The following is a 25,371-nucleotide window of genomic DNA, read 5'->3' as shown; positions in this document are numbered from 1 at the left end:
CTTATTTATTTAATTCTTCCAGCATTTTCTCCTCATTCCACACTTCAATCCCTAGGCTCTCTGCTTTGGCAAGCTTCGAGCCGGCTTCTTCTCCGGCAATGACCAAATCGGTTTTTTTGCTGACGCTGCCTGCTACATTGCCGCCAAGCGTCTCGATCCTTGCTTTCGCTTCGTTTCGGCTCAATTGCTCCAGCTTGCCGGTTAGCACGATCGTTTTACCGGCAAAAAATGAATCTGATTCCTCCGCGGTTACTTTTTTAGGCCCTTTGTATTCCATATTGACGCCAATTGCTTTTAATTCGGAGATCAGTTCCTTCACTTTTTCATTGCCAAAATACGTGACGATGGAGTCAGCCATTTTGTCGCCAATCTCGTTGATCGCAATCAGTTCATCCTTTGATGCTTGCATAAGCTGATCGATTGTTTCAAATTCCTGTGCCAAAGTCTTTGCGGCTTTTGCACCAACAAGGCGGATCCCCAGTCCGAACAGCAGCTTTTCCAACGAATTAGCCTTTGTTGCTTCAATCGCAGTCAGCAAATTGTTGACGGACTTCTCTCCCATTCGCTCAAGGGCGAGAAGCTGCTCGCGTGTCAGCTTGTAAATATCGGCTACATCATTGATCAGCTCCTGAGCAAACAGCTGGCTTACTACCCGTTCACCAAGCCCGTCGATATTCATCGCATCACGGGAAACGAAATGAATCAACCCTTCCCTGATTTGGGCAGGACATTTCGGATTGATGCAGCGAAGCGCGACCTCCCCCTCCATCCGGACAAGCTCGCTTCCGCATTCAGGGCAGTGAGTTGGCATATGGAACTCTACTTCTTCGCCTGTCCGCTGCTCAACAAGAACATTCACCACCTCAGGAATGATGTCACCCGCTTTTTTGATGACGACCTTGTCGCCGATTTTGATATCTTTTTCACGGATTAAATCTTCATTATGCAAGGAAGCACGGCCAACGGTTGTACCTGCAACCTGTACAGGCTCAAGGATGGCTGTTGGTGTCACAACCCCAGTGCGGCCTACGTTCAATTCAATGTCCATCAAAGTCGTGACAACTTCTTCGGCAGGAAATTTATAAGCGATTGCCCAGCGTGGACTTTTCGCCGTTGTTCCCAGTTCAGCCTGTTGGTCAAGCGAATCCACCTTGATGACGATGCCATCAATATCATACGGAAGATCCGGGCGTTTTTCGACCCAGCCATTCACATACTCGATGACCGCTTCGATACTGTCAACCTTGCGGCGTTCTTTATTTGTTTTGAATCCAAGCTGCTCCAGATAATCCAGTCCTTCGCTATGAGAACGGATCCCTGTATCGCCGACATCGGCGATGCCATAAAGGAAAACATCAAGATTCCTAGAAGCGGCAATCTTCGGATCAAGCTGACGCAAAGAGCCTGCTGCTGCATTGCGCGGATTGGCAAATGGCTCTTCTTCGCGTTCTTTCCTGGCCTTGTTCAAGGCTACAAAAGACTTCTTTGGCATGAACGCCTCGCCGCGAACTTCAAGCGAAACCGGCTTTTTCAGACGGATCGGCAAGGAACGGATGGTTCTTAAATTAGACGTAATATCCTCTCCTGTTGTTCCATCACCGCGGGTTGCCCCGCGGATGAACATGCCATCTTCATAAATAAGCGAAACGGCAAGTCCATCGATCTTCAGCTCGCAAACATAGGATACATTGTCGCCAACACCCTGGCGAACACGGCGGTCAAAATCGCGCAGTTCCTGGTCGTCAAATGCATTCCCAAGACTTAGCATCGGAATCGTATGCTGCACCTTATGGAACATCGATAATGTCTCGCCGCCGACACGCTGTGTCGGGGAATCAGCCGTCTGCAGTTCCGGGAATTGTTCTTCGATTTCAAGCAGTTCCCGCAGCAGTCTGTCGTATTCCGCATCCGGAATTGTCGGCTGGTCAAGAACATGGTAATCATAACTATATTGATTCAACAGATTTTGCAAATCCTTCGCTTTTTTCTCAGCGCTTTGAAAATCCATAAATCCAGCCCTTTCATAATTAAGATGAGCATATTAACTGTGTGCAGAAACTTACGCCTTCGTAATCGGTGCAAACTTGGCCAACAATCGTTTGATTCCCGTAGGACTCGGAAAAGCAATATCTAGCTCCGTTCCTTCTCCGGACCCCTTCACACTGACAACCGTGCCGGTACCCCATTTGCCATGCTGGGCTTTGTCGCCAACCTTCCAATCGAGACCCTCGCCGCCGCTGGCTACGGCAGCCGGTCGAGTCACAGCCCCGCGCGCAGGTATAGATGCCGCGCCAGTTCTCCCTCCGCGGATTGGTGTTGGTCTTGCTCCGTTAGCTGGTGTTGGTCTTGCCCCACTAGCAGGTGCCGATGTTCTTCCTCTTGGCACGGCATCTTCGATTAACTCATCAGGAATTTCTTTGATAAAACGTGATTCCTGGTTCATATTCGTGCGGCCGAAAAGAGTACGCATCTGTGCATTCGTGATGAAGAGTTCTTCCTCGGCGCGGGTGATTCCCACGTAAGCAAGACGCCGCTCTTCCTCCATTTCATTCTCTTCCATCAAGGAACGGCTATGCGGGAAAACTCCCTCTTCCATTCCGATCAGGAACACCACCGGGAACTCTAGTCCCTTGGCTGAATGCAGGGTCATTAATGTGATAACATCGGTTTTTTGTTTGCCGTCATCATCAAGACGGTCGATATCGGCAACAAGCGCCAAATCCGTCAGAAACGCGACTAGGCTCTTATCTTCACTGCTTGCTTCAAAACTCTTTGTTACCGATAAAAATTCCTCTATATTTTCCAGTCTGCTCTCCGATTCCAACGATTTCTCCGCCTTTAGCATATCGCGATAGCCTGTCTTATCAAGGATTTCCTCCACCAGCTCAGTAACCGATAGGTATTCCTGCTGCTGCGTGTAATGGCTGATCAAGGTGCGGAATTCAGCCGCTGCTTTTTCCGCCTTCGGGCTGAGTCCAATCATTTCAATCGTCTCAAGCGCCTGGAACATTGACAGGTCATGCATCGTTGTGAAGTTGGAAATTTTTTCAATCGAGGTTGTCCCAATTGCGCGCTTCGGAACGTTGATGATTCTCTGCAAGCTGATGTCATCATCCGGGTTGGAAATCAGGCGCAAGTAAGCAAGGATATCCTTAATTTCTTTCCTGTCATAGAACTTAGTGCCGCCGACAATCAAGTAATCAATGTTGGACTTCAGGAATGATTCCTCGATCACGCGCGACTGAGCGTTTGTCCGGTACAGGATCGCGATATCAGACAGCTTGCGGCCCTGGCGCAGTAGCTCCTGGATTTTTCCAATGACGAACTGTGCTTCGCCATGCTCGCTATCTGCACGGTAATACATGATTTTATTGCCCTCGGCATTTTCCGTCCACAAATTTTTCGGCTTGCGGTTCATATTGTTTTGGATCACCATATTCGCCGCCAGCAAAATCTTTTTCGTCGAGCGATAGTTCTGCTCGAGCAGAATCACGCTGGCTCTCGGGTAGTCTTTTTCAAAAGAAAGGATATTCGTGATATCCGCACCTCGCCAGCGATAAATCGATTGGTCGGAGTCACCGACAACACAAAGATTCTGGAAGCGCTGCGCAAGCAGTTTTACCAGCATGTATTGTGCCTTGTTTGTATCCTGGTATTCATCTACGTGTATATATTGAAATTTGCGCTGATAATATTCAAGTACTTCCGGTATGCGGATGAATAAGGTGATCGTTGTCATGATTAGATCATCGAAATCGAGCGCGTTATTTTTGCGGAGCCTGCGCTGGTATTCTTCATATACATCGCTGACCTTCTGCGAAAAATAATCCGCAGCTGTTTTCGCATATTCTTCAGGTGTAATCAATTCATTCTTCGCCGAGCTGATCGTCCCTAGGATCGCTCTTGGATCGAATTTCTTCGGATCCATGTTCTTATCTTTCAAAATGGACTTAATGACCGATTGCTGGTCTGTTGAGTCAAGGATCGTAAAATTCCGATTATAGCCTAGACGATCGATGTCCCGGCGCAAAATTCGCACACACATGGAATGGAACGTCGAAATCCAAATTTGGTCTGCCGCTCCGCCCATCATCTTTTGAATTCTGTCGCGCATCTCGCGCGCCGCTTTATTCGTAAATGTAATCGCCAGGATGTTATAAGGATTTACCCCTTTTTCGACCATTAAATAGGCAATCCTGTGGGTCAAAACTCTTGTTTTCCCTGAGCCTGCTCCGGCCATCAGAAGCAGCGGTCCGTCGACTTTCTTGACAGCCTTTTGCTGCTCCGGATTCAGGCTATTCAATAATTTATCCGTTAAAAACTGCACACTCTCCACCACCTATACAAACACTTGTTCTTATTTTACCCGATAAAACCATACAATTCAACTAGATTAGGACTTAATTGAAGCAACTGTTTTCACTGCTTCATCGATGTTTTGGTAGATGATATTCCCTACAACAATCACATCGGCATGGGCAGCCATTTCGACTGCCTGCTGTGCGGACTCAATCCCGCCACCGTAAAAGAGGACCGTTTGGTCGAGCACATCCTTTGCCGCTTTGGCATATTCCGGATTTCCGTAGGTACCGCTGTATTCCAAATAGAAAATCGGCAAGTGGAACATTTTTTCCGCCATCATCGCGTATGCTCGTACATCATCGACTGAAAGCTCTGTCTTCGCCTCGGTCAAGTTGGCCGCCTTGCAATCCGGATTGAGGATGCAATAGCCTTCCATTTTCACCTCAGCCCAATCCATTAGATGGCCATATTCCTTGACCGCTTTAACATGCATCCCGGTAATCCACTCCGCGTTGCTGCTGTTTAGCACCGTCGGGATAAAATAAAAATCAAATCCCGGCGTGATTGAGTCGATCGTCGAGACCTCGAGAATGCATGGTACCGTATACCGGCGTACGCGAGCCATCAAATCGAGGACGCCTTCCAGCGTGACTCCATCCGTCCCACCAACTAAGATGGCGTCGGTTCCAGACTCGCAAATTCTTTCTAACTCTTCATCAGTGATCTGCTTATTTGGGTCGAGTTTAAACACATGTCTCCACTCGCGAACATCGTACATCGCAAAATTGCCCCCATTCTAACTATCCATTTCCCCATTATAGCATTGGTGCTATAATTTAAAAAAGACGGAATCCTATTTGATTCCGTCCTCAAGAAAAACTAATTTGCTTTTTCGGTATTTTCCTGCTCTTTCAATCGTTCGAGTGCCATTTCGTAAGCATCGTTCCCATAGTTCAGGCAGCGCTTGACGCGGGAAATTGTGGCAGTGCTTGCGCCTGTTTCTGTTTCGATTTTGTGGTAGGTCTTCCCTTCTCGAAGCATGCGGGCTACTTCCAGACGCTGTGCAAGTGACTGGACTTCATTCACTGTTGCCAGGTCATCAAAGAAACGGTACGCTTCTTCCAGGTCCTTCAGCGATAAAATCGCCTTGAACAATTGGTCGAGTTCCTTGCCTCTTAATTTATCAATTTGCATATATTCTACCCCTTAATTCACTCGGAATTTATTGTGGAGAGTCGAATGAGACATCACTGATTGATGGGACAATATTGATCCAAGTTTTCCCGGGAACGAAACCAGCTTTTGACCCATCTTTATAAGGGATGATTCTGCCAGCTTCCTTTTTCCATTGTATCTCATTCACTTTGCCTTTTTGAAATAGATAGCCCTTGCCTCCGGAGTTCATGTCGATTTCCCTGCGTCCGGCATTGTCGACAACTTTATGGTCCATTTGGACGATAAGGATATTATCGAGTAGAATAGGTCCCTTTGATTCAAAGTCAACGGTTTCTTCGCTTCCATTAAAACGGTGGTACTTAGCCTCCACCGGATTATACTTGTAAATAACATCGAAAGACGGCGAACCATAGGATACCATTAAGTCTTCCGCCGGAGTTCCCTCGAGCAGTTCTGCTTCCTTGCTGCTCAAGAATACTGCAGGTTCAGGCGAGTTGTCCATTCCATAGCCTCTCATCTCCGCACCCTTCACGATATTCTCATACGTTATATACGAATTATGAGGTGCCTTGCGAAAATCAGCACGTTTGAACAATGATCCATCATATTGCATGCCATTGATGTTATCAATTTCGCCGCGTTCCAGCATTTCCTTCGCTTCAGGACTGTAACCATGGGCGATGAAAAAGCTGTCAAACCCCGATGCCAAATCGATGAAGTATTCCCTCGCACTGCGAACAGGGCCGATGTTTTCAGGCTTCTCGCTCTGAAAAATCGCCACGAACCTTGTTACGCCTCCTTCGGCCAAAACTTCATAAACAATGTCTGCTTTATTAAGCCCGGATTGCGGCCTTGCTTGCGGGTGATTATTGACAACCACTGCTACTGCCCGGTCTGACGATACCTCTGTTGTGCCCACTCCGGTAAGCGGAAATGGAGCTTGCAATCCTTCTGTTTCCGTTTTATCTGTTTCCGCTTGTTTTTCTTTCTCTATTTCTTGTTTTTTTGTCTCTTTGCTGCTGCATCCTCCTGCAAGCACGATTGCTACAGCCAGCACAGCGATCGATATTTTTCTCATTTGGCCACCCCTAGAACACGGTTCATGCATGGCTGTCTATTTCTTAGATGTACTTTTATATTTTAACGCATTATCGTTGGAAAGAGTACCGTTTTTTTCATCACGTCATAGATGCCCATCTGGGTGATTCGGATATAAGGCAAATGCGTTGATGAGAAGAATAACAGGGAATAGATTGGATCCGCAAATTTATAGCCCTTGTCCTTCAAATATTCCAGCAACTGCTTTTCTTCTGCCATCAGCTCCATTACTGGATGGCTCGACATGACTCCTTGAAGAGTCAATGGGATTTCACGGACAGGGACTCGATTTTCACTGGCAACAATGCCTCCTCCAAGCTCCTTCAGTCTGTCAAAAGCAGCAATCATATCCTGCTTGTTTTTCCCAATTAAAATAATATCTCCGGTATTGGAAAATGAACTTGCAAGCCCCTGCAAATCGGTTGCGAAGCCTTTTAACACTGTATTGATGCGCCATTTCCCTTTGCGGTCGAACAGGGTGAAAAAGCATTCATCATGGTTTGATGCTAATTGCTCTGCGGAAACATCGATCGAAATGGAATAAGGCTTCGTAATCACTGAATTCTCCATCTTAATTCCAAATGGCATCGAAAACTGCAGATCGTCCATTGTCAAATTCCAATCCAATTCTAGCGGAGCAAAGCCCATCTCCGACCAAGGCAACTCTTTTGCTTCATCCATGGCCACGCCATCTCGTTTCACCCAACGGCCCTTCGCGAGCACCGATACAGGAGTTGGATTTCTTTCATCGCTCAGGATATTGATGTGCGCAATCCGTCCAGTAGCGATATTCCCATGCAGATGCTCGAAATTATAATAACGCGCCACATTGATGGTCGCCATATTATAGGCATCGATAACCGGAACGCCATGATCCATGGCAATCCGGATCAATTCATCCATAACGCCATTTTCATAAAATGCTGTTGATGAACCATCAGTCGTCATCATAAACCGGTCGTACACCGCGATATCAAGCTCATGAATTTCATCCAGCAGCTTCGGCAAATCTGGGCGGATGGAGGAATGCCGCAGCGACACCATATACCCCTGCATCAATCTTCTTCTGACTTCCTCGCCTGTCATCGCCTCATGGTCGCAGTCCGCACCGAACAGCATCATTTTTGCCAAGGTTTTCTCTGATGCTCCTGGAAAATGCCCTTCTATTTTCTTGTGCAAACGCTTCGTTTCCTGCATCCAGTGAAGAATCATGTCATCGCCGCTCAACAGCTTTGGCCAGCATGTCAGTTCCCCGCCCTGGACGACATTCTCATGCTCCAGCCATGCTCTGACATTGCTGTTGGAAAATACCTCTTCCTCGTGATCAATCTCTGTTTGTGCGTCAAACCGGCTCCACCAGTACATGGTAACGGGAATATCATTAAGCTCATTGATAAAAGAAAACGCTTTCTTTTTTCCTAATTGCAAAGCAAGCACCATATTGTCATTGATCAATGTGGTCGTCCCCGTTTGCGCTGCATAAGCAGCGAAAGAATGGGGATTATAAAGTTGAAATGGGTGAGCGTGTGGTTCAATATACCCCGGAACGAGTCTCATTCCGGTGCAATCCACGATTTCACACTGCTCCGTATTTTCCGGCAGGTTTTCACCAACATACACAATCCTGTCATTGTAAATCCATATGTTCGCAGTCATCCATTTGCGGAATGTCTGGTTTAAATACGTTGCATTTTTCAATAAAATCGTCGGTGGAAGGGTGCCGTCCAGCACAGCAGCATGGTTGCGCAATTGTTTGTTTTTCCATCGGTAACGTTGTTCCATACCATGTTCCCCTTTTCTAAGTTTTAAAAAGAAAGCCTTTACATTATTGTACTATCGTATCATATTTTACTGTTTAACGCACTAAAGAATTTTAAAATAGCGATCAAGGGAGCGATGAAAAATGAACGTGCGTCCGAATATGGGCATCCTCAATGCCCTTGTGCGAATTACCTCGGGGCTGACAATTCTGGCATGGTCGACCGCCAAAATGGTGAAGCGGCCGTGGAAGGATTCCTATCTTTTTATTGCCATGCTCGGCGCCATGAAGGTCGGCGAAGGAATCGTTCGCTATTGTCCAATGACCGCCGCCTATGAAAAATGCCAAGATAGAATGGAACAGAAAAATTCGGAGGATCAAGACTCTGAAGGATGGATCCAGTACAATCCTAGTTAAAATAGAAAGCCCCCATTACCTGGGGGCTTCAAAAAAGGAGATGATTCTAATGTTTTGGGAATATATCATTGACGTCAGCTTTGTCTGGATCGCATTGATTGGCAGCATCATTGCCATTTTATTCGTTTATATAAAGAGTTCTAGTAAGAGACGTGCGCGATAGCTTTGCTGCCGATATCCTTTCGGTAAAAAGTCTCCGGACAGTCAAGCTTTTCCAGCTCAGCATATACTAGTTGCTGCGCTTCTTTTAGTGTTTCTGCTTTAGCGCCAACTAGCAACACCCTGCCACCGTTTGTCACGAACTTGCCGTGGCTGTTTTTCGCTGTACCTGCATGAAAAACATCGGACATATTTTCAATGCCTTTGAGTTCAGCACCTTTTTCATACTCATCTGGATAGCCATTAGCTGCGACCACCACGCCGATCATCGCTTCCTTATGCCAATTAATCTCCGGTTTGCCGCCTTCAAGCAATTCGATGATCACCTTAACCAAATCCGACTTCATTCTCGGCAGAAGGACCTGCGTTTCCGGATCGCCGAACCTGGCATTGAATTCGATCACCTTAGGTCCTTCCTCTGTCTCGATTAACCCGGCATATAGTATCCCAGTAAAGCTTCTTCCTTCCATTTCCATCGCAATTGCAGCTGGAATAAGGATTTTCTCGACCGCCTCTTCGATGGAATCGTTTTTGATTTGCGGAACGGGCGAATACGCACCCATCCCGCCGGTGTTCGGCCCTCTATCCCCATCAAACGCCCGCTTATGGTCCTGGGCAATTTCAAGCGGAATCACCGTTTCTCCGTTCACGAACGCCATCAGTGAAAACTCTTCTCCTGTTAAAAATTGCTCAATGACCACGATTGCGGAAGCTTCCCCAAATTTGCCGTCAAGCATCATTTCCTGCAGTGCCTGTTCCGCTTGCTGCATTGTCATTGCTACGACGACACCTTTTCCTGCTGCCAATCCATCCGCCTTAATGACAATTGGAGCACCAACTATGGCCAAATAATCCCTTGCCTGGCCGTAGTCGGTGAATGTTTCGGATTGAGCAGTAGGAATGCCATATTTTTTCATCAAGTCCTTCGCAAACGATTTGCTGCCCTCGATCATCGCTGCTGCTTTTCGCGGACCAAAAACCTTGAGCCCCTCTTCGATGAATCTGTCTGCCAGCCCCGCGAGCAGTGGAATTTCCGGACCGATGATCGTCAGCCCAATTTGTTGCTCCTTTGCAAAGGAAACAAGCGCTTCTGCATCCATTTCGTTAACGGCCACAAGCTTCGCACAGTCCTCCATGCCCGGGTTTCCCGGCGCCACAAACACTTCTGTAACTAGCGGACTCTCCCTCACTTTTTTACAAATCGCATGCTCTCTGCCGCCCTTGCCAACCACCAGAACCTTCATTTCCTGCACCTCCGTGTCCTGCTTCCTAACGAATTTCCCTGCCACTATTCCAACTAACTTAATGCCTGAAATGCCTTACTCCAGTAAACACCATCGCGATCCCGTATTCATCTGCTTTCTTAATGGAATCCGCATCACGGACCGAGCCTCCTGGCTGGATGATGGCTGTGACCCCGGCTTTTGCCGCCGCTTCGACTGTGTCTTCCATCGGGAAGAACGCATCGGATGCAAGCGCTGCACCCTTCGCTTTCGAACCAGCCTGTTCCAAGGCAATTTTTGCTGCTCCAACACGGTTCATCTGTCCTGCTCCAATGCCAAGAGTCCTATCTTTATCGGATACGACGATTGCGTTGGACTTAACATGCTTGACAACCTTCCAAGCTAGTTTCAACGCCTCCCACTCGACATCCGTTGGTTCTCGCTTCGTTGGCACAGAGATTTCTGCGTCATCGAATCCAAACGCATCCTGCTCCTGGACAAGCAAACCTCCTTCAATCGAAGAAAGAGTGTTTTCCTTGTTTCCCTTGCCATCGAAGGAAACCTTCAATAAGCGCAGGTTTTTTTTCGCCGATAAAATCTCAAACGCTTCGTCGCTAAAAGAAGGCGCAATAATGATTTCCAGGAAGATTTCATACAATTTGCGTGCCGTCTCTCGATCCACCTCGCGATTCAGCGCAACAATGCCGCCGAAAATAGAAACAGGATCCGCTTCAAATGCCTTCTCAAACGCCTCAAATAAATTTTTTCCCGTGCCGACACCACATGGATTCATATGCTTCACGGCAACGGCTGCAGGCTCGGAGAATTCTTTGACAATTTGCAAGGCAGCATTTGCATCATTGATATTGTTATAGGAAAGCTCTTTCCCATGAAGCTGTTCTGCTGCTGCAACCGAAAATGAAGAACCAAGCGGCTTCTGGTAAAAAGCTGCCTTCTGATGCGGATTTTCACCATAACGAAGGCTTTGCTTTAACTCGTAAGTAACCGTCATTTTCTCTGGCTGTTGTTCGCCTGCAAGATTTGTCATATATTCCGCAATTAGCGCATCGTAAGCTGCCGTGTGGCGGAACACCTTTGCAGCCAGCGTGCGGCGTGTTTCCAGCGACGTTCCCTGGTTCTTTTTGTATTCATCGATCACCTGCTTGTAGTCTGCAGGGTCAACGAGCACGGTTATGTATAGATGGTTTTTCGCAGAGGCGCGCAGCATTGCCGGACCGCCAATATCAATATTCTCGATCGCTTGTTCCGGTGTGACGCCGGGCTTGGAAATGGTTTCTTTGAAAGGATACAAATTGACGCAAACGAGATCGATTTTTTCAATGTGATTGTCAGACATCTGAGCCTGATGGGAAGGATCGTCGTACTTTGCAAGCAATCCACCATGAATTTTTGGGTGCAGCGTCTTGACACGGCCTTCAAGAATTTCCGGAAATCCTGTTACATCGCTGATGCCGATGACTGGAATCCCTCCTTCTTTCAGCGCATTCTTCGTTCCGCCAGTCGAAATGATTTCAAACCCAAGCTCAACAAGTTCCTTGGCAAATTCCACAATACCATCTTTATTGGAAACACTGATCAGTGCCCGCTTTTTTTTCATTGTACTGCCTCCTCTTTTCCATTTAGCAGCTTCTCCAGAACCTCTGGATATAAGCTGTGCTCGATTCGCTGTATTTTTCGCTGAAGTGACTCGTGTGTCTCCCCAGCAATGATATCCACTGCCGCACTCGCAATCGCCGGTCCGGTGTCCATTCCCTCATCGACATAGTGAATCGTCACTCCCGTCGTCTTGACTCCCGCTGCCAGCGCCTGGCCAATGGCATCCTTTCCTGGAAAAGCCGGGAGCAGCGATGGATGGATATTGATGATTTTTCCCACGTACGCATTCAATAATATTGGGCCAATCAACCGCATATAGCCAGCAAGTACAATCATGTCTACTTGCAAACTGGTCAGCCTTTGCAAAATTTCTTTCTCGTATGCTTCCTTAGAAGCATAGTTTTTCGGGCTGATGACCAGAGCAGGAATCCCCAGCATTTCGGCACGATCCACCGCAAACGCATCCGGCTTGTCGCATACGAGCAGGCTGATTTCAGCGTTTAGGCTACCAGACTGGGCTGCAACTGCAATCGCCTGAAAATTGCTGCCGCTTCCTGATGCGAACACTGCAATTTTTTTCATATTGCTTCACCAGCCGGTTTGATCAAGATTCCCTCCGTACCAGTGACTGTCCCAATTACTGAAGCCCGCTCCCCTTTTTCGGTAAAAAATGCAACAAGTTCCGGTGCAAGTTTTGAATCAACCGCCACGACCATGCCAATGCCCATATTAAAAGTTTGATACATATCTTGGCGATCGAGTTCGGCTAATGACTCTAGCGTCTTAAAGACTTGGGATATTTCCCAGCTGCCTTCTTCGATCTCTGCACCAAGTCCTTTCGGCAGCATCCGCGGAATGTTTTCCATGAAACCGCCGCCTGTGATGTGGGCAAGTCCTTTTAGCTCGAATTGCTTCATCGCAGCCAGCAATGATTTTACATAAATGCGGGTCGGCTTCAGCAGCTCTTCGCCAAGTGTGCAGCCGAATTCCTCGATATATCGGTCAAGCTTCCAGTCGGCCTGCTCGAGAAACACCTTGCGCACAAGCGAATAGCCATTGCTGTGAATCCCGCTTGACGCCAACCCAATCAGCACATCGCCTTCCTTAATTTGCTGCCCTGTTATGATAGCAGCTTTTTCACATGCACCGACTGAAAAACCAGCCAAATCATATTCATCCGGAGAGTACATTCCTGGCATTTCCGCTGTTTCACCGCCGATAAGGGCGCAGCCAGCCAGCTCGCAGCCATCGGCAATTCCTTTGACAATTGCCTCGATTTTTTCAGGCTGTGCCTTTCCGCAGGCAATATAGTCCAGGAAGTAGAGTGGTTCTGCCCCTTGGACAACAATGTCGTTCACGCACATTGCAACTGCATCTATGCCAATTGTATCGTGGCGGTCCATCATAAAGGCGAGCATGAGCTTCGTGCCGACACCATCTGTACCCGAAACGAGCACCGGTTCCTTCAGCTCAAGGCTAGAAAGATCGAACATCCCGCCGAATCCGCCCAGCGCTCCGAACACACCCGGTCGGACTGTCCGATTCACATGCTTTTTGATCCGTTTAACCGCTTCATATCCGGCCTCGATATCTACACCGGCCTGCTTATACGCATTAGCCATGTTCACTACCTCCGATTTGGCTGATTTTTTCTACTTATTGTCCAAAAAAGAGCCAGTTTAGTATAGATTTCGTAAAACTGGCCGAATGGAAACATCAAAATATTGCCTATATTTGGAATAAACTCTTTGATCAGCACTTATGTCCTGCAGGAATCGCCTGCGGATAGATTTCCGTCGGGTACTTCCCTGTAAAGCATGCCAAGCACTGGCCGCGTGTTTCGCCTGGTTCATTGTGTCCGATTGCGTCTAGCATCCCTTCAACACTTAAAAACGTCAACGAATCGGCGCCAATCAGTTCGCGAATCTCTTCCACCGATTTTTCAGATGCGATCAACTCTTCCTTATTCGAGGTATCGATCCCGTAAAAGCATGGATTCTGAATCGGCGGCGAACTAATCACCACATGCACCTCGGTTGCTCCCGCTTCCTTCAGCATCTTTACGATCCGGCGGCTTGTCGTACCGCGCACAATGGAATCGTCCACCATAATGACACGCTTGCCTTCAACAATCCCGCGTACCGGTGAAAGCTTCATTTTCACACCCTGCTCCCGCAGGGACTGCGATGGCTGGATGAAGGTCCGGCCAACATAGCGATTTTTGATTAACCCCATTTCGTACGGAATTCCCGATTCCTCCGCATAACCGATGGCTGCAGAAATACTGGAATCCGGAACACCCGTGACCACATCCGCTTCGATTGGCACTTCTTTTGCCAGCTGCTTGCCAAGATTTTTCCGGGCGGCATGGACGTTGATCCCGTGGATATTGCTATCTGGCCGCGAAAAATAAATATATTCCATTGTACAGATGGCTGTCGTTGTATTCACTGAATACATCTCAGAATGAAGACCATCCTTATCGATCACGAGCAGTTCTCCCGGAAGGATATCCCGGATAAATTCCGCTCCGACAATATCGAAGGCACATGTCTCTGATGCGACCACATAGGCATCGCCAAGTATGCCAAGCGAAAGCGGGCGAAGGCCATGCGGATCTAGTGCCACCATTAACTCCGTCTCGGTCATAATCAAAAAGGCATAGGCACCCTTCAGCATCGGCAAGGCATTTTTTACACGATCCTTCAGCTGACTGAAGCCGCCACGCTTAATTAAATGGGCGAGTACTTCCGTATCAGAACTTGTCTGGAAGATGCTGCCTTGAGCTTCAAGCTGATTCCGCAATGAATCAGCATTTACCAGATTGCCATTATGCGCCAACGCAAGACCGCCGTTTTGCGATTGAAACAGGAGCGGCTGAACATTCTCGTAGCCGCCTCCCCCTGCAGTCGCATAGCGAACATGGCCGATGGCACCGACACCTTGCAAATCTTCCATTGCCTCTGCGGTAAAAATTTCCGTAACAAGGCCCTCGCCTTTCTTGCCCTTTAGCTGCTGCCCATCGCTAACAACGATTCCCGTCCCTTCCTGGCCGCGATGTTGCAGGCTGTGTAGACCGTAATAGCTGATTTGTGCTGCCTCAGGATGTCCCCAGATTCCAAAAACGCCGCATTCCTCATTCAAGCCTTTTAATTCAGCAAGCATGGGATGGCTCCTTTCCAGGCTTTTTTCAGCCCCTTTACATCATGATGGATCACGTTCTTACCGTTGACATCTATTTTTAAGACTGGAGTTTCCGTTACTTTTCCGATCAAGACCGCATTTGTGATCTTTTCAAACTCTATTTGGTCATCAGGTGCTATCGATAAAAGGAAGCGGGATTGCGATTCGCTGAACAGCGCCGATACAACATTTCCTTCTAATTTCACTTCTGCTCCGAGCCCTTTGCTGCCGATCACGGATTCAGCAAGTGCAACCGCGACGCCGCCCTCTGCGACATCATGTGCCGAAGCAACAACACCCTTTCTGATTGCTATTAAAATTTGAGCCTGATAGCTTGCTTCTACTTGTAAATCTAGTTCAGGCGCCTTGCCAAAAATCCGGCCATGAACTAGCTTTTGCAGCTCGCTGCCGCCAAATTCATCCTTCGTATCACCCAATAAATAAATCAAATCGCCGGCGTTTTTAAAATGCTGCGTCGTAACGTGCTTCAGGTTTTCAACTAATCCGACCATTCCGACAACCGGGGTTGGATAGACAGCTGTTCCATTCGTTTCATTGTACAAACTTACATTCCCGCCGATGACGGGTGTGCTCAATGTCCGGCACGCTTCACTCATCCCGTCGACTGCTTTTTCAAACTGCCAGAATATCTCCGGCTTCTCCGGATTCCCGAAGTTCAGGCAATCTGTGATCGCCAGCGGCTCGCCGCCAGAACAGACGATATTGCGTGCCGCTTCAGCAACAGCAATCTTTCCGCCTGTTTCCGGGTCAAGATAGAGATAGCGGGAATTGCAATCCGTCGTCATCGCCAGACCCTTTTCCGTGCCGCGAATTCTGACTACAGCAGCATCCGAACCTGGCGAAACGACTGTGCTCGTGCGCACCATATAGTCATATTGATCATAGACCCACTCTTTGCTCGCAATCGTCGGCTGCTTGAGCAGCTGCAAAAGAGTCGTTTCATAGTTTTCTACTTTAGGAATTTGCTTATCCATTGCCTGGAATTCACGGAAGTAAGCTGGTTCACTAGAAGGCTTGTAATAGACAGGAGCCTCTTCTGCCAGCGCATCTGCCGGCACTTCCGCTACTACCTCCCCGTTATGCAAAAGACGAAGCATCTTGTCGTCCGTTACTGTGCCAATCGCCACCGCTTCCAGCTCGTACTTGGAAAAAAGATCGATGATTTCCTGCTCGCGACCCTTTTCCACCACAATCAGCATACGTTCCTGTGACTCGGAGAGCATCATTTCATAAGGTGTCATGCCTGTTTCGCGCTGAGGAACAAGGTCAAGATTCATCTCGATTCCGGAACCTGCCTTGCTTGCCATTTCAGCAGCCGAACTTGTCAAACCGGCAGCACCCATGTCCTGGATGCCGACTAACGCGTCATTTTTCACAAGCTCCAGGCAAGCTTCCAGAAGCAATTTTTCCATAAAGGGATCTCCGACCTGGACAGCAGGACGCTTCTCTTCCGATGCTTCATTCAATTCCTCGGAAGCAAAAGTGGCACCGTGGATACCATCTCGTCCAGTCTTCGCACCAACATACATAACCGGATTGCCTACTCCATGTGCCTGGCCCTTCTTGATATCCTCGTGGTTGATCAGTCCGACACACATCGCATTCACAAGCGGATTGCCTTCGTAAGAAGAGTCAAACTGAACCTCACCGCCGACAGTCGGAATACCGATACAGTTTCCGTAGCCAGCAATCCCGGCAACAACCTGTTCAAACAAGTATTTCACCCGAGGCGACTCCAGCTCGCCAAAACGGAGGGAATTCAATAATGCAATTGGCCTTGCTCCCATCGAAAAAACATCGCGGATGATGCCGCCAACACCAGTAGCTGCACCTTGGTAAGGCTCGATGGCTGAAGGGTGGTTATGGCTCTCGATTTTGAAAACAACCGCCTGGCCATCGCCGATATCAACGATTCCCGCACCTTCCCCCGGCCCTTGCAGCACGCGCTCCCCGGTGACAGGAAACTTTTTCAGCACGGGCTTGGAATTCTTATAGCTGCAGTGCTCCGACCACATAACCGAGAACAAGCCCGTCTCTGTATAATTAGGTGTGCGTCCAAGTATTTTTTCAGCAGAAGCAAACTCGCTGTCTGACAGGCCCATTTGACGATAAATCTTTTCCTGTTTAATTTGCGCTGGACTTGGTTCAAGCATTAACCGCATTTGCTTCCCTCCATTGTTTGACGATTGATTTAAAAAGCTTCAGGCCGTCTGCGCCGCCAAGTAACTCATCAACAGCTCGTTCCGGATGCGGCATCATCCCAAGAACATTGCCGCGCTCATTCATGATACCAGCGATATCCTCAAGACTTCCGTTTGGATTCTCTCCACTATAGGTGAACACGATTTGATTATTTTCCTTCAATCGGGCAAGCGTTGCATCATCGCAATAATAGTTGCCCTCTCCATGTGCAACCGGAATCGTAATGACCTCGCCTTTTTCATAGCCTGCTGAGAACATCGTCTCGTTGTTCTCGACTTTCAGCTCTACCTGCCTGCAGATGAACTTAAGGCTTTCATTGCGACGCATTGCCCCTGGAAGAAGTCCTGCCTCTAGCAAAATCTGGAACCCGTTGCAGACGCCTAGTACAGGCTTCCCTGCTTCCGCAGCCTTCACAACTTCCTTCATGACATTGCTGAACTGCGCGATTGCACCGGATCTTAAATAATCTCCGTAGGAAAAACCGCCTGGCAAAAGCACCGCGTCATAGTCTTCTAGACTTTCAGTGTCATGCCATACATACTCGGCTTGTTCACCAAGCTCATCCTTTGCGGCATGGTACATGTCGATATCACAGTTCGAACCCGGAAAGACAATCACCGCAAATTTCACTGTGCAACTACCTCCTCAACCTCGTACCTGTAATCCTCGATTACCGTATTTGCCAACAGGCGCTCGCACATTTCCTTCACAGTACTATCGACATCCTGCACACTTTCATCTAAAGTCAGTTCCATATACTTGCCGATCCGTACATCCTGGATTCCCTCATACCTATGTGTCGCAAGCGCATTTTTGACTGCCGTTCCCTGCGGATCCAACACACTTTCCCTTAACGTGACATACACCTTCACTTTATACATGCAATTGTCCTCCCAATCTCGTTAAAATGGTTTCGTATGCATCGGTCAAATTCCCCAGATCACGGCGGAACACGTCTTTATCAAGCTTCTGCTGCGTTTTCATGTCCCACAGGCGGCATGTGTCAGGTGAAATCTCGTCAGCCAGCAGGATGCTGCCGTCTCCGTCCTTGCCAAATTCAAGCTTGAAGTCTATTAACCTGACGCCAATTTCCGCGAAAAATCCACCAAGGACTTGATTGATTTTTAAAGCCGCTGCCTTCAACTCCGCCACTTCTTCCTCAGTCGCAAGATTCAGTACATCGACATGATCATCGGTAATGAGCGGGTCGCCAAGCAAATCATCCTTCAGGTAAAACTCAACGATCGAGCGCCGGAGCTTCTCGCCTTCCTCAACTCCGAGCCGCTTGGAAAAACTCCCAGCTGCGTAATTCCTCACGACAACCTCAAGTGGTATGATTTTCACTTGCTTCACAAGCTGCTCTGTTTCGGAGATCTTTTTGATAAAATGGGACTGGATTCCCGCTTCGCTAAGCTTCAAAAATAAAAGACTGGTAATCTCATTATTCAGTCGGCCCTTGCCGGCAATTTCCGCCTTTTTCTCGCCGTTGTAAGCAGTCGCCGAATCCTTATATTGAATCCTGACAATCCCTTCTTGATCTGTTGCATAAACCCGCTTCGCTTTCCCTTCGTACAGCAATGTCTGCTCTTCCATTTTAACGCCCTCCGATTAAGATAATTGGCAATCTCAGTCACCTGCAGGTAAATCTTCCATCACAGACCTAAACGCTCAAAAATCATCTCTACATGCTTGATGTGATAGTGGTAATCAAAGCAGTCATCGAGTTCCGCTTCACTTAATAGCCCGGAGATTGTCTCATCACTCTCGATCAGGCTGCGAAACTGCACCTGCTTCTCCCAGGCTTCCATCGCGCGTGGCTGCACTGTATCGTACGCTTCCTCACGGGACATGCCTTTATCAATCAAGGCTAGCAGCACGCGTTGGGAGTAAATCAAGCCAAGCGTCCGGTCCATATTGCGCTTCATATTCTCCGGATAAACCGTCAAGTTCTTTACGATATTGCCAAAACGGTTCAGCATGTAGTTCAACGCGATCGTTGCGTCTGGCAAAATAATTCTCTCTGCTGAAGAATGCGAGATATCCCGTTCATGCCATAGCGGCACATTCTCGTAGGCTGTTGTCATATAGCCACGGATGACCCGCGCCATTCCGGTCATGTTCTCAGAACCAATCGGATTCCGCTTATGCGGCATAGCGGAAGACCCTTTTTGGCCTTTTGCAAAAAACTCCTCCACCTCACGAGTCTCGCTCTTTTGCAGGCCGCGGATTTCCACAGCGAATTTTTCCATCGAAGTCGCAATCAACGCGAGCGTCGACATATAAAACGCATGGCGGTCACGCTGCAAAGTCTGTGTAGAAATCGGTGCCGGCTGCAGCCCTAATTTTTCACAAACATAAGATTCAACAAATGGATCAATATTCGCATACGTTCCAACCGCACCGGAAATCTTGCCGAATTCGACATCACGGGCAGCCATTTTGAAACGCTCGAGATTTCGTTTCATTTCCTCCAGCCAAAGAGCAAGCTTCAGGCCAAATGTCGTCGGCTCTGCATGCACGCCATGCGTGCGGCCCATCATCACGGTGTACTTATGTTCTTTCGCCTTATTCGCCAAAATTTCAACGAAGTTCTCAAGGTCCTTCAGAAGGATCGCATTTGCCTGTTTAAGAACATAAGATAAAGCCGTATCAACAACGTCTGTAGACGTCAAGCCATAATGCACCCATTTGCGCTCTTCCCCAAGCGTCTCGGACACCGCCCTTGTAAAAGCAACCACATCATGACGTGTCTCTTCCTCGATCTCCTTGATCCGGTCCACATCAAAAGAGGCATTTTCCCTTAGCTTCTTTACATCTTCCTTAGGAATTTCGCCAAGTTCAGCCCAAGCTTCACATGCCAAAATTTCCACCTCAAGCCATGCCTTAAAGCGGTTTTCCTCCGTCCAGATTGCTCCCATTTCCGGTCTTGTATAACGATCTATCATTTGTTTTGTCCTCCGATCCATTGTGCTGCGCCTTTCCAAATACAACTTCTCTCAGCTTCATCCAGCGCAACCTCTACTGTGTCTCGTAAAAGGGTCACATGCCCCATCTTCCGTTGATGCTTTGCTTCTTTTTTGCCATATATATGAATTTTCCAATCCGATAGCTCGGCGATCTTTTCAAGCAATGGCTGCTGGTGCTGCCCGAGAATATTCACCATCACAGCCGGCTTCAGCAAATTTGTGCTTCCAAGCGGCCAGCCGCATACCGCCCTGATATGCTGCTCGAACTGCGAAGTCTCACATGCTTCAATCGTATAATGACCCGAGTTATGCGGTCTCGGTGCCAGTTCATTTATGAAAAGCTCATCGTTAGCCGCCAAAAACATCTCCACCGCAAGCGTCCCAGTTAACTCCAACGCCTCCGCAATCTGTTTGGCTGCTTTTATAGCCTTAGCTCCAGCCTCTGCGCTCATTCTTGCCGGCACAATCGTCTGATGCAGAATATTTTCCTCGTGGATATTTTCAGCAACAGGGAAAATACTCGTTTCGCCATTCGTACCGCGGGTGACGATTACTGAAATCTCTTTCTCGAAAGAAATCCATTTTTCCAGTACGCAAGTCCCCTGGCTGACAAGTGTTCCCGCCAAAACGATATCATCGATGGACTTGATCACCAGTTGCCCTTTGCCGTCATAACCGCCGCGTGCAGTTTTCAGAACAGCTGGCACTCCCAACTTCTCGATTCCAGCCCTGACATCTTCGATTTTTTCAACAACCGTGTAGGGTGCCACCTTCACACCTGCTGCTTCCAAATGGCGCTTCTCTTCTATCCTGTCCTGTGTAACGCGCAGCAATTCTGTTCCCTGCGGCACATAGGCGTATTTATTCAGCCACTCCAGCGCATCCGCGTCAATATTCTCGAACTCATACGTAATCACGTCACTCTGTTCAGACAGCTGCTTTATTTTTTCAAGGTCCTCATAGCCGCCAACAATCTGCTCATCTGCTACTTGGCCGCATGGGCAATCCGCTACCGGGTCAAGTACGATGACCCTAAAACCCATTGCCTTTGCCGATTGCGCCATCATTTTGCCAAGCTGTCCGCCGCCAATTATCCCGATCGTCTCTCCTGGTAAAATCAATTTAGACAAGCTCATCACTGCTTTCCATCACCGAAATCTTTGTCTCTTCCCGCAATCGCTCCAGCCTCTTTGCAAGCTCCTGGTCAAATGCTCCGATAATTTGTGCTGCCAGCAAGCCTGCGTTCGTTGCCCCAGCCTTGCCAATTGCTACCGTTGCAACTGGCACTCCTCCAGGCATCTGGACGATTGATAAAAGCGAGTCCAATCCATTCAGCGCCCGCGACTGCACAGGCACCCCGATGACCGGAAGGGTGGTTTTCGCTGCTACCATCCCTGGCAAATGAGCTGCCCCACCCGCACCTGCGATGATAACTTTGATTCCTTCCGCTCGCGCATTTTCAGCAAACTCAAACATCAAGTCCGGCGTCCGGTGGGCGGATACAACTTTTTTTATATAAGAAATTTCCAATTGGTCCAGTATGTCACATGCATGCTTCATTGTTTCCCAATCCGACTTGCTCCCCATTATGACCGCAACCGACATTTTTTCTCGCCTCCCTTTTGGAGTTATAAAAACAAAAAACCGGATAGACTGCTTCCTCCATAAAGAAGAGAAAGTAGTCTGTCCGGGTGCGTTTGTGCGCAAGAAATCCATAAGTGAACGCGATTTCTGTTCCCTTCGCTATAAACTACTTTCCCTCATAGTCCGGCCATTTACGGCAGCCGGGTAGAGACTCATGGGCCATATCCCCATTATTATACGAGGGAAAACTAAATTTCACTTTCGACATCTACATATTACCAACCATTTCGCCTTGTTGTCAACCAATAATCGAACATTAATATGTCTTTTATTTTTTTCGTTCGTGTTTAAATGATTATTCTTCTATCGATCTGGCCTCAAAAATAATTTTCCGGCCAGCAGGCTCGTACGCCATTGTTCCGTTTTTTTCTATTTCCTTAAAAATTGGTTTTTCCAATCTGCGTACAGGAGCAAACCCATCCATCTTCATTCTATTAAGGCAATCATCAATCGATTCATGTTCACCGACTTCATACATCTGTTTCTTTTTTGCTTTGCTCATGAAAATAGTTTTCCTTTCCGTACAGATTTCACCCAAAACCCGCCATGAATGGCTTTCGGTTCAAACGCGATGATAAACGCTTTTGGATCCAGTTCCTTAATAGTGTGATATAGCTTCAGCTCATATTTCCTCGGCGTAAGAATCTGCATCGCCATCCGGTTCCCCTCCAGCCCGTGCGCAGCCCAGTCTGTCACACCAAACCCCTGATCCCGCAATGCTTTAGGAAGATCCCGATCATATTCCTTTGTAATGACATTAACCGTAATATATCCAAGCGCCAGCTTCTCTTCAATTTTCATTCCGACAATGACACCGATCCCATAGCCAATTGCGTAGGCAGCTAAGTTCTGGATCTGGTTCAAATTATCCAGTACTAAGCCAAGGCCGACAACATAAACCACCACTTCGATCATGCTTAAACCCGCAGCCGTATAACGCTGCCCCTTCAACGTCAGAATCATCCTTATGGTAAAAAAAGACACGTAAACAATATTGATGATTAAGATGATGGATACCATGACAAAACTATTCTCCAGCATTTCCTAACCCCTCCAGACATGTTATCCTACAAGCCTTAATGTTCCCATTAATCAAGTCCCATGTAAAGCATCTTGCAAAAGAACAAAAAAGGAAATTTATAGAAATTTATTAAGATGTCCACACTGAAAAGGCGCTATTTTGCGATTTGATCGAAAAAAAAACCATCAAGCCAAAGAATGGCACTGATGGTTTTCTATTACATTTGAAATCGGCTGACTGTATCTTTTAAAGTTTCTGCCATTGTAGACAAGTTATTTGCAGCTGCTGTGATTTCCTCCATGGAAGCTAATTGCTCCTCAGCTGAAGCCGCAACATTTTGAGTATGGATAGTTGATGCCTTCGAAACAGTTGAAATTTCATGGACGGTTGCTGAGATTTCCTCTGTGCTAGCCGACATTTGTTCTGCTGTAGCGGCCATCTCATCCATTCTCGCACTCATATCTTTCATGGAGTTAAGGATTTCCCGGAAGCTCCCTTGAGTCCCTTCCACAATCTCCAGACCACTTAGCACTTCATGTTTTACTGTTTCAATCGAATCATTGGATTGCTCCATATCAATTTGTATCTGATTAATCAAATCTGAAATCTGAGAAGAAGATTTTTGCGATTGTTCCGCGAGCTTCCTGACCTCTGAGGCAACCACGGCAAAACCTTTGCCATGTTCACCAGCCCTTGCTGCCTCAATGGCCGCATTTAATGCTAGTAAATTGGTTTGGTCTGCAATCTCGCTAATCGCCTGCGAGATAGTATCAATTTCCCTGGACCTTTTATTCAACAAACGAAAAACTTCTCCTGTTTGTTCAACGGAAGTGTGGATCCGATTCATTTGACTTGCTGTCTCTTCGACAAATGTTTCCCCCTGCTTTGCATGAACACTTGCTTGTGAACTTGACTCAGCAATTAATGAAGAAGTCTCTGCAATTTCCGCCACTCCTCTTGCCAGTTCCGCAAGGGCTCCTGCACTTTCCTCTATCCCTTGTGCTTGAGCATCCGAACCGCTAGCGACTTGTTGGATAGCCTCCGTTATTTGCTCTGTCGCTCTGCTTGTCTGTTCAGCGCCTGCTGTTAGCTGTTCAGATGAAGCTGCAACCTGCTCTGAAGTTTCAAGTACATCCTGCAGCATTGTACTCAAGCTTTTTTTCATGCTATGATAGCTTTTCGCAAGATCACCAAGCTCATCTCCGCTGTTATCTTCAACCACAGCTGTAAAATCTCCGGCTCCTGACTTGATCATCGCTGCTGCAATAGCATCCAATCTTCTTTTTAAACTACGTGTAAACCAGTAGATTCCTATAAATGCGAGGAGTAAAACGATAACGACCTGAATCAAAAATTTGGTCATAAAAGAAGACAAAATTTGTCCGATGATCCCGTCTGGAGCACCAACGTACAGAATTCCGATTGCCTTGCCGTTCTGATCAATTATAGGCTCATAAGCTGTTTGGTACGTGTGACCTGCCACATTTGCCTCTCCATAATATGGCTTTCCTTGTTTTAGCACTACGTCAGCAACCTCTGCGGAAACTGTTGTCCCAACAGCACGCTTACCCTCCAGCATTACATTTGTGGCAATCCGAGTGTTTTCCTGAAAAATAGTGACTGTATCCCCTGTATCCTCACCAATTTTGTCTACTAGCTCAAAATGGTCATTAAAAACCTGATCCCCCTTATATAGCCTACCGTCTTTGATTTCCCACTCACCTGGATATTCATTAGCAATATATCGCTTGCTTAAAGCCAAGTCCCCTTTTGCTTTTTCCACTGCAAAAGTTTTAATCCCTGCCGTCACTTCTCTGGTCACGATGACACCAATGATCGCAGAAATCAATAGAACCGTGCCAAGTACAATTAAATTGATTTTCGTCCCTAATTTCAATTTTAGACCCGTCCCGTTTTTTCGCAAAATACTTTCCCCCCTTGATGAAACTGTTTCTATATTATTGTGATGATAGAAACAATTTGTACCTAGGATATATCGGAGGTTTCCTGTATATATGAATTATTCGACATGAAATTTCTTAAAATGGACAAATTTGCGAACCGCAAGGAAAAATTAGAGCTTTATATATGAAAAGGGCAAGCTCCTTGGTCGTTATCTAAACTCCCCGTAATTTTATATGTTTTTTTTACTAAAACCATAAGGGCATCTATTATGCGAATCATACCCTTATGCGAGCACTTCCATCTCTATAAGGGTATTTTTCGAGCGGAATGATACCCTTTTGCGAGCAACTTCCACCTCTATAAGGGTATCTTTTGAGCGGAATGATACCCTCATGCGAGCACTTCCACCTCTATAAGGGTATCTTTCGAGCGGAATGATACCCTTTTGCGAGCATTTCCACCTCTATAAGGGTATCTTTCGAGCGGAATGATACCCTTTTGCGAGCACTTCCACCTCTATAAGGGTATCTATCAAGCGGAAAGATGCCTTGATTCCAGTAGTAACCTCCCTTATTTATATGATTTTGGTGTTTCTTTGACTTTATTGTTTTTTTCCAGTAACAAAAAAAGAACAGCTATATTAGCTGTTCTTTCGTTTGCCCGGCGGCGTCCTACTCT

Annotated in this window: 23 protein-coding genes and 1 riboswitch; of the genes, 2 read left to right on the top strand and 21 right to left on the bottom strand. The window is 47.3% G+C overall.

The window, feature by feature from the left end:
* Window position 1 precedes the first annotated feature (1 nt).
* The 6 genes from ligA to UB32_RS04125 all read right to left on the bottom strand — a co-directional run bounded on the left by ligA (window position 2) and on the right by UB32_RS04125 (window position 8,358).
* Window positions 2-2,008 carry an NAD-dependent DNA ligase LigA gene (ligA, locus tag UB32_RS04150; protein WP_044391449.1) on the bottom strand — a complete coding sequence of 669 codons (2,007 nt, stop codon included), beginning with the start codon at window positions 2,006-2,008 and terminating at the stop codon, window positions 2-4.
* A gap of 51 nt (window positions 2,009-2,059) precedes the next feature.
* Window positions 2,060-4,327 carry a DNA helicase PcrA gene (gene pcrA, locus UB32_RS04145; protein WP_044391447.1) on the bottom strand — a complete coding sequence of 756 codons (2,268 nt, stop codon included), beginning with the start codon at window positions 4,325-4,327 and terminating at the stop codon, window positions 2,060-2,062.
* 66 nt (window positions 4,328-4,393) lie between these two features.
* Window positions 4,394-5,080, bottom strand: coding sequence for a heptaprenylglyceryl phosphate synthase (locus UB32_RS04140; RefSeq protein WP_044391445.1), 687 nt, complete (start codon window positions 5,078-5,080; stop codon window positions 4,394-4,396).
* A gap of 101 nt (window positions 5,081-5,181) precedes the next feature.
* On the bottom strand, window positions 5,182-5,496 hold the full coding sequence (locus UB32_RS04135; RefSeq protein ID WP_044391443.1) for a YerC/YecD family TrpR-related protein: 315 nt from the start codon (window positions 5,494-5,496) through the stop codon (window positions 5,182-5,184).
* A gap of 28 nt (window positions 5,497-5,524) precedes the next feature.
* Window positions 5,525-6,556 carry a DUF3048 domain-containing protein gene (locus UB32_RS04130; RefSeq protein ID WP_044391441.1) on the bottom strand — a complete coding sequence of 344 codons (1,032 nt, stop codon included), beginning with the start codon at window positions 6,554-6,556 and terminating at the stop codon, window positions 5,525-5,527.
* Between the two features lie 62 nt (window positions 6,557-6,618).
* Window positions 6,619-8,358 (bottom strand): adenine deaminase C-terminal domain-containing protein, encoded by a 1,740-nt coding sequence (locus UB32_RS04125; RefSeq protein WP_044391439.1) that lies wholly within the window; start codon window positions 8,356-8,358, stop codon window positions 6,619-6,621.
* A gap of 121 nt (window positions 8,359-8,479) precedes the next feature.
* Between UB32_RS04125 and UB32_RS04120 the strand changes: the two genes are divergently transcribed.
* Both UB32_RS04120 and UB32_RS20750 read left to right on the top strand, forming a co-directional pair.
* The gene (locus tag UB32_RS04120; RefSeq protein ID WP_044391437.1) at window positions 8,480-8,752 is read left to right on the top strand and encodes a YgaP family membrane protein; all 273 of its coding nucleotides are present in this window, start codon (window positions 8,480-8,482) and stop codon (window positions 8,750-8,752) included.
* 49 nt (window positions 8,753-8,801) lie between these two features.
* Entirely contained in the window at window positions 8,802-8,915 is a 114-nt protein-coding gene (locus UB32_RS20750; protein ID WP_336623594.1) for an EYxxD motif small membrane protein, read from the top strand.
* Here the strand turns inward: UB32_RS20750 and purD are convergent.
* The 15 genes from purD to UB32_RS04045 form a co-directional block, all read right to left on the bottom strand.
* Complete coding sequence (purD, locus tag UB32_RS04115) at window positions 8,893-10,155, bottom strand: phosphoribosylamine--glycine ligase (protein WP_044391436.1); 1,263 nt, start codon at window positions 10,153-10,155, stop codon at window positions 8,893-8,895. The genes UB32_RS20750 and purD overlap by 23 nt on opposite strands.
* A gap of 58 nt (window positions 10,156-10,213) precedes the next feature.
* Window positions 10,214-11,752 carry a bifunctional phosphoribosylaminoimidazolecarboxamide formyltransferase/IMP cyclohydrolase gene (gene purH, locus UB32_RS04110; protein ID WP_044391434.1) on the bottom strand — a complete coding sequence of 513 codons (1,539 nt, stop codon included), beginning with the start codon at window positions 11,750-11,752 and terminating at the stop codon, window positions 10,214-10,216.
* Window positions 11,749-12,333, bottom strand: a complete 585-nt coding sequence (purN, locus tag UB32_RS04105; RefSeq protein ID WP_044391433.1) for a phosphoribosylglycinamide formyltransferase — start codon at window positions 12,331-12,333, stop codon at window positions 11,749-11,751. The genes purH and purN overlap by 4 nt, the downstream gene beginning before the upstream one ends.
* On the bottom strand, window positions 12,330-13,373 hold the full coding sequence (gene purM / locus UB32_RS04100; protein ID WP_044391432.1) for a phosphoribosylformylglycinamidine cyclo-ligase: 1,044 nt from the start codon (window positions 13,371-13,373) through the stop codon (window positions 12,330-12,332). The genes purN and purM overlap by 4 nt, the downstream gene beginning before the upstream one ends.
* Before the next feature lie 130 nt (window positions 13,374-13,503).
* On the bottom strand, window positions 13,504-14,916 hold the full coding sequence (gene purF, locus UB32_RS04095) for an amidophosphoribosyltransferase (protein ID WP_044391431.1): 1,413 nt from the start codon (window positions 14,914-14,916) through the stop codon (window positions 13,504-13,506).
* Complete coding sequence (gene purL, locus UB32_RS04090; protein WP_044391430.1) at window positions 14,901-17,117, bottom strand: phosphoribosylformylglycinamidine synthase subunit PurL; 2,217 nt, start codon at window positions 17,115-17,117, stop codon at window positions 14,901-14,903. The genes purF and purL overlap by 16 nt, the downstream gene beginning before the upstream one ends.
* Complete coding sequence (gene purQ, locus UB32_RS04085; RefSeq protein WP_044391429.1) at window positions 17,101-17,787, bottom strand: phosphoribosylformylglycinamidine synthase subunit PurQ; 687 nt, start codon at window positions 17,785-17,787, stop codon at window positions 17,101-17,103. Before purQ ends, purL begins: the two co-directional genes overlap by 17 nt.
* Entirely contained in the window at window positions 17,784-18,038 is a 255-nt protein-coding gene (purS, locus tag UB32_RS04080) for a phosphoribosylformylglycinamidine synthase subunit PurS (RefSeq protein ID WP_044391428.1), read from the bottom strand. Before purS ends, purQ begins: the two co-directional genes overlap by 4 nt.
* Window positions 18,031-18,750, bottom strand: coding sequence for a phosphoribosylaminoimidazolesuccinocarboxamide synthase (gene purC / locus UB32_RS04075; protein WP_044391427.1), 720 nt, complete (start codon window positions 18,748-18,750; stop codon window positions 18,031-18,033). The genes purS and purC overlap by 8 nt, the downstream gene beginning before the upstream one ends.
* A 59-nt stretch (window positions 18,751-18,809) precedes the next feature.
* Window positions 18,810-20,102: an adenylosuccinate lyase gene (purB, locus tag UB32_RS04070; RefSeq protein ID WP_044391426.1), complete on the bottom strand. Its 1,293-nt coding sequence runs from the start codon at window positions 20,100-20,102 to the stop codon at window positions 18,810-18,812.
* Entirely contained in the window at window positions 20,099-21,259 is a 1,161-nt protein-coding gene (gene purK, locus UB32_RS04065) for a 5-(carboxyamino)imidazole ribonucleotide synthase (protein ID WP_044391425.1), read from the bottom strand. Before purK ends, purB begins: the two co-directional genes overlap by 4 nt.
* Window positions 21,246-21,728, bottom strand: coding sequence for a 5-(carboxyamino)imidazole ribonucleotide mutase (purE, locus tag UB32_RS04060; protein ID WP_044391424.1), 483 nt, complete (start codon window positions 21,726-21,728; stop codon window positions 21,246-21,248). Before purE ends, purK begins: the two co-directional genes overlap by 14 nt.
* A gap of 138 nt (window positions 21,729-21,866) precedes the next feature.
* Window positions 21,867-21,968, bottom strand: a riboswitch (purine riboswitch).
* A 94-nt stretch (window positions 21,969-22,062) separates the two neighbouring features.
* Complete coding sequence (locus tag UB32_RS04055; protein WP_044391423.1) at window positions 22,063-22,269, bottom strand: NETI motif-containing protein; 207 nt, start codon at window positions 22,267-22,269, stop codon at window positions 22,063-22,065.
* The gene (locus UB32_RS04050) at window positions 22,266-22,808 is read right to left on the bottom strand and encodes a DUF2179 domain-containing protein (protein ID WP_044391422.1); all 543 of its coding nucleotides are present in this window, start codon (window positions 22,806-22,808) and stop codon (window positions 22,266-22,268) included. Before UB32_RS04050 ends, UB32_RS04055 begins: the two co-directional genes overlap by 4 nt.
* Before the next feature lie 197 nt (window positions 22,809-23,005).
* Window positions 23,006-24,712, bottom strand: coding sequence for a methyl-accepting chemotaxis protein (locus UB32_RS04045; protein ID WP_044391421.1), 1,707 nt, complete (start codon window positions 24,710-24,712; stop codon window positions 23,006-23,008).
* Between the last annotated feature and the right edge of the window lie 659 nt (window positions 24,713-25,371).

Source organism: Mesobacillus subterraneus, assembly GCF_000934845.1.
GTDB lineage: Bacteria > Bacillota > Bacilli > Bacillales > Cytobacillaceae > Mesobacillus > Mesobacillus stamsii.
The sequence above is the reverse complement of the archived record's forward strand: the minus strand, read 5'-3'. Positions and strand labels throughout refer to the sequence as shown.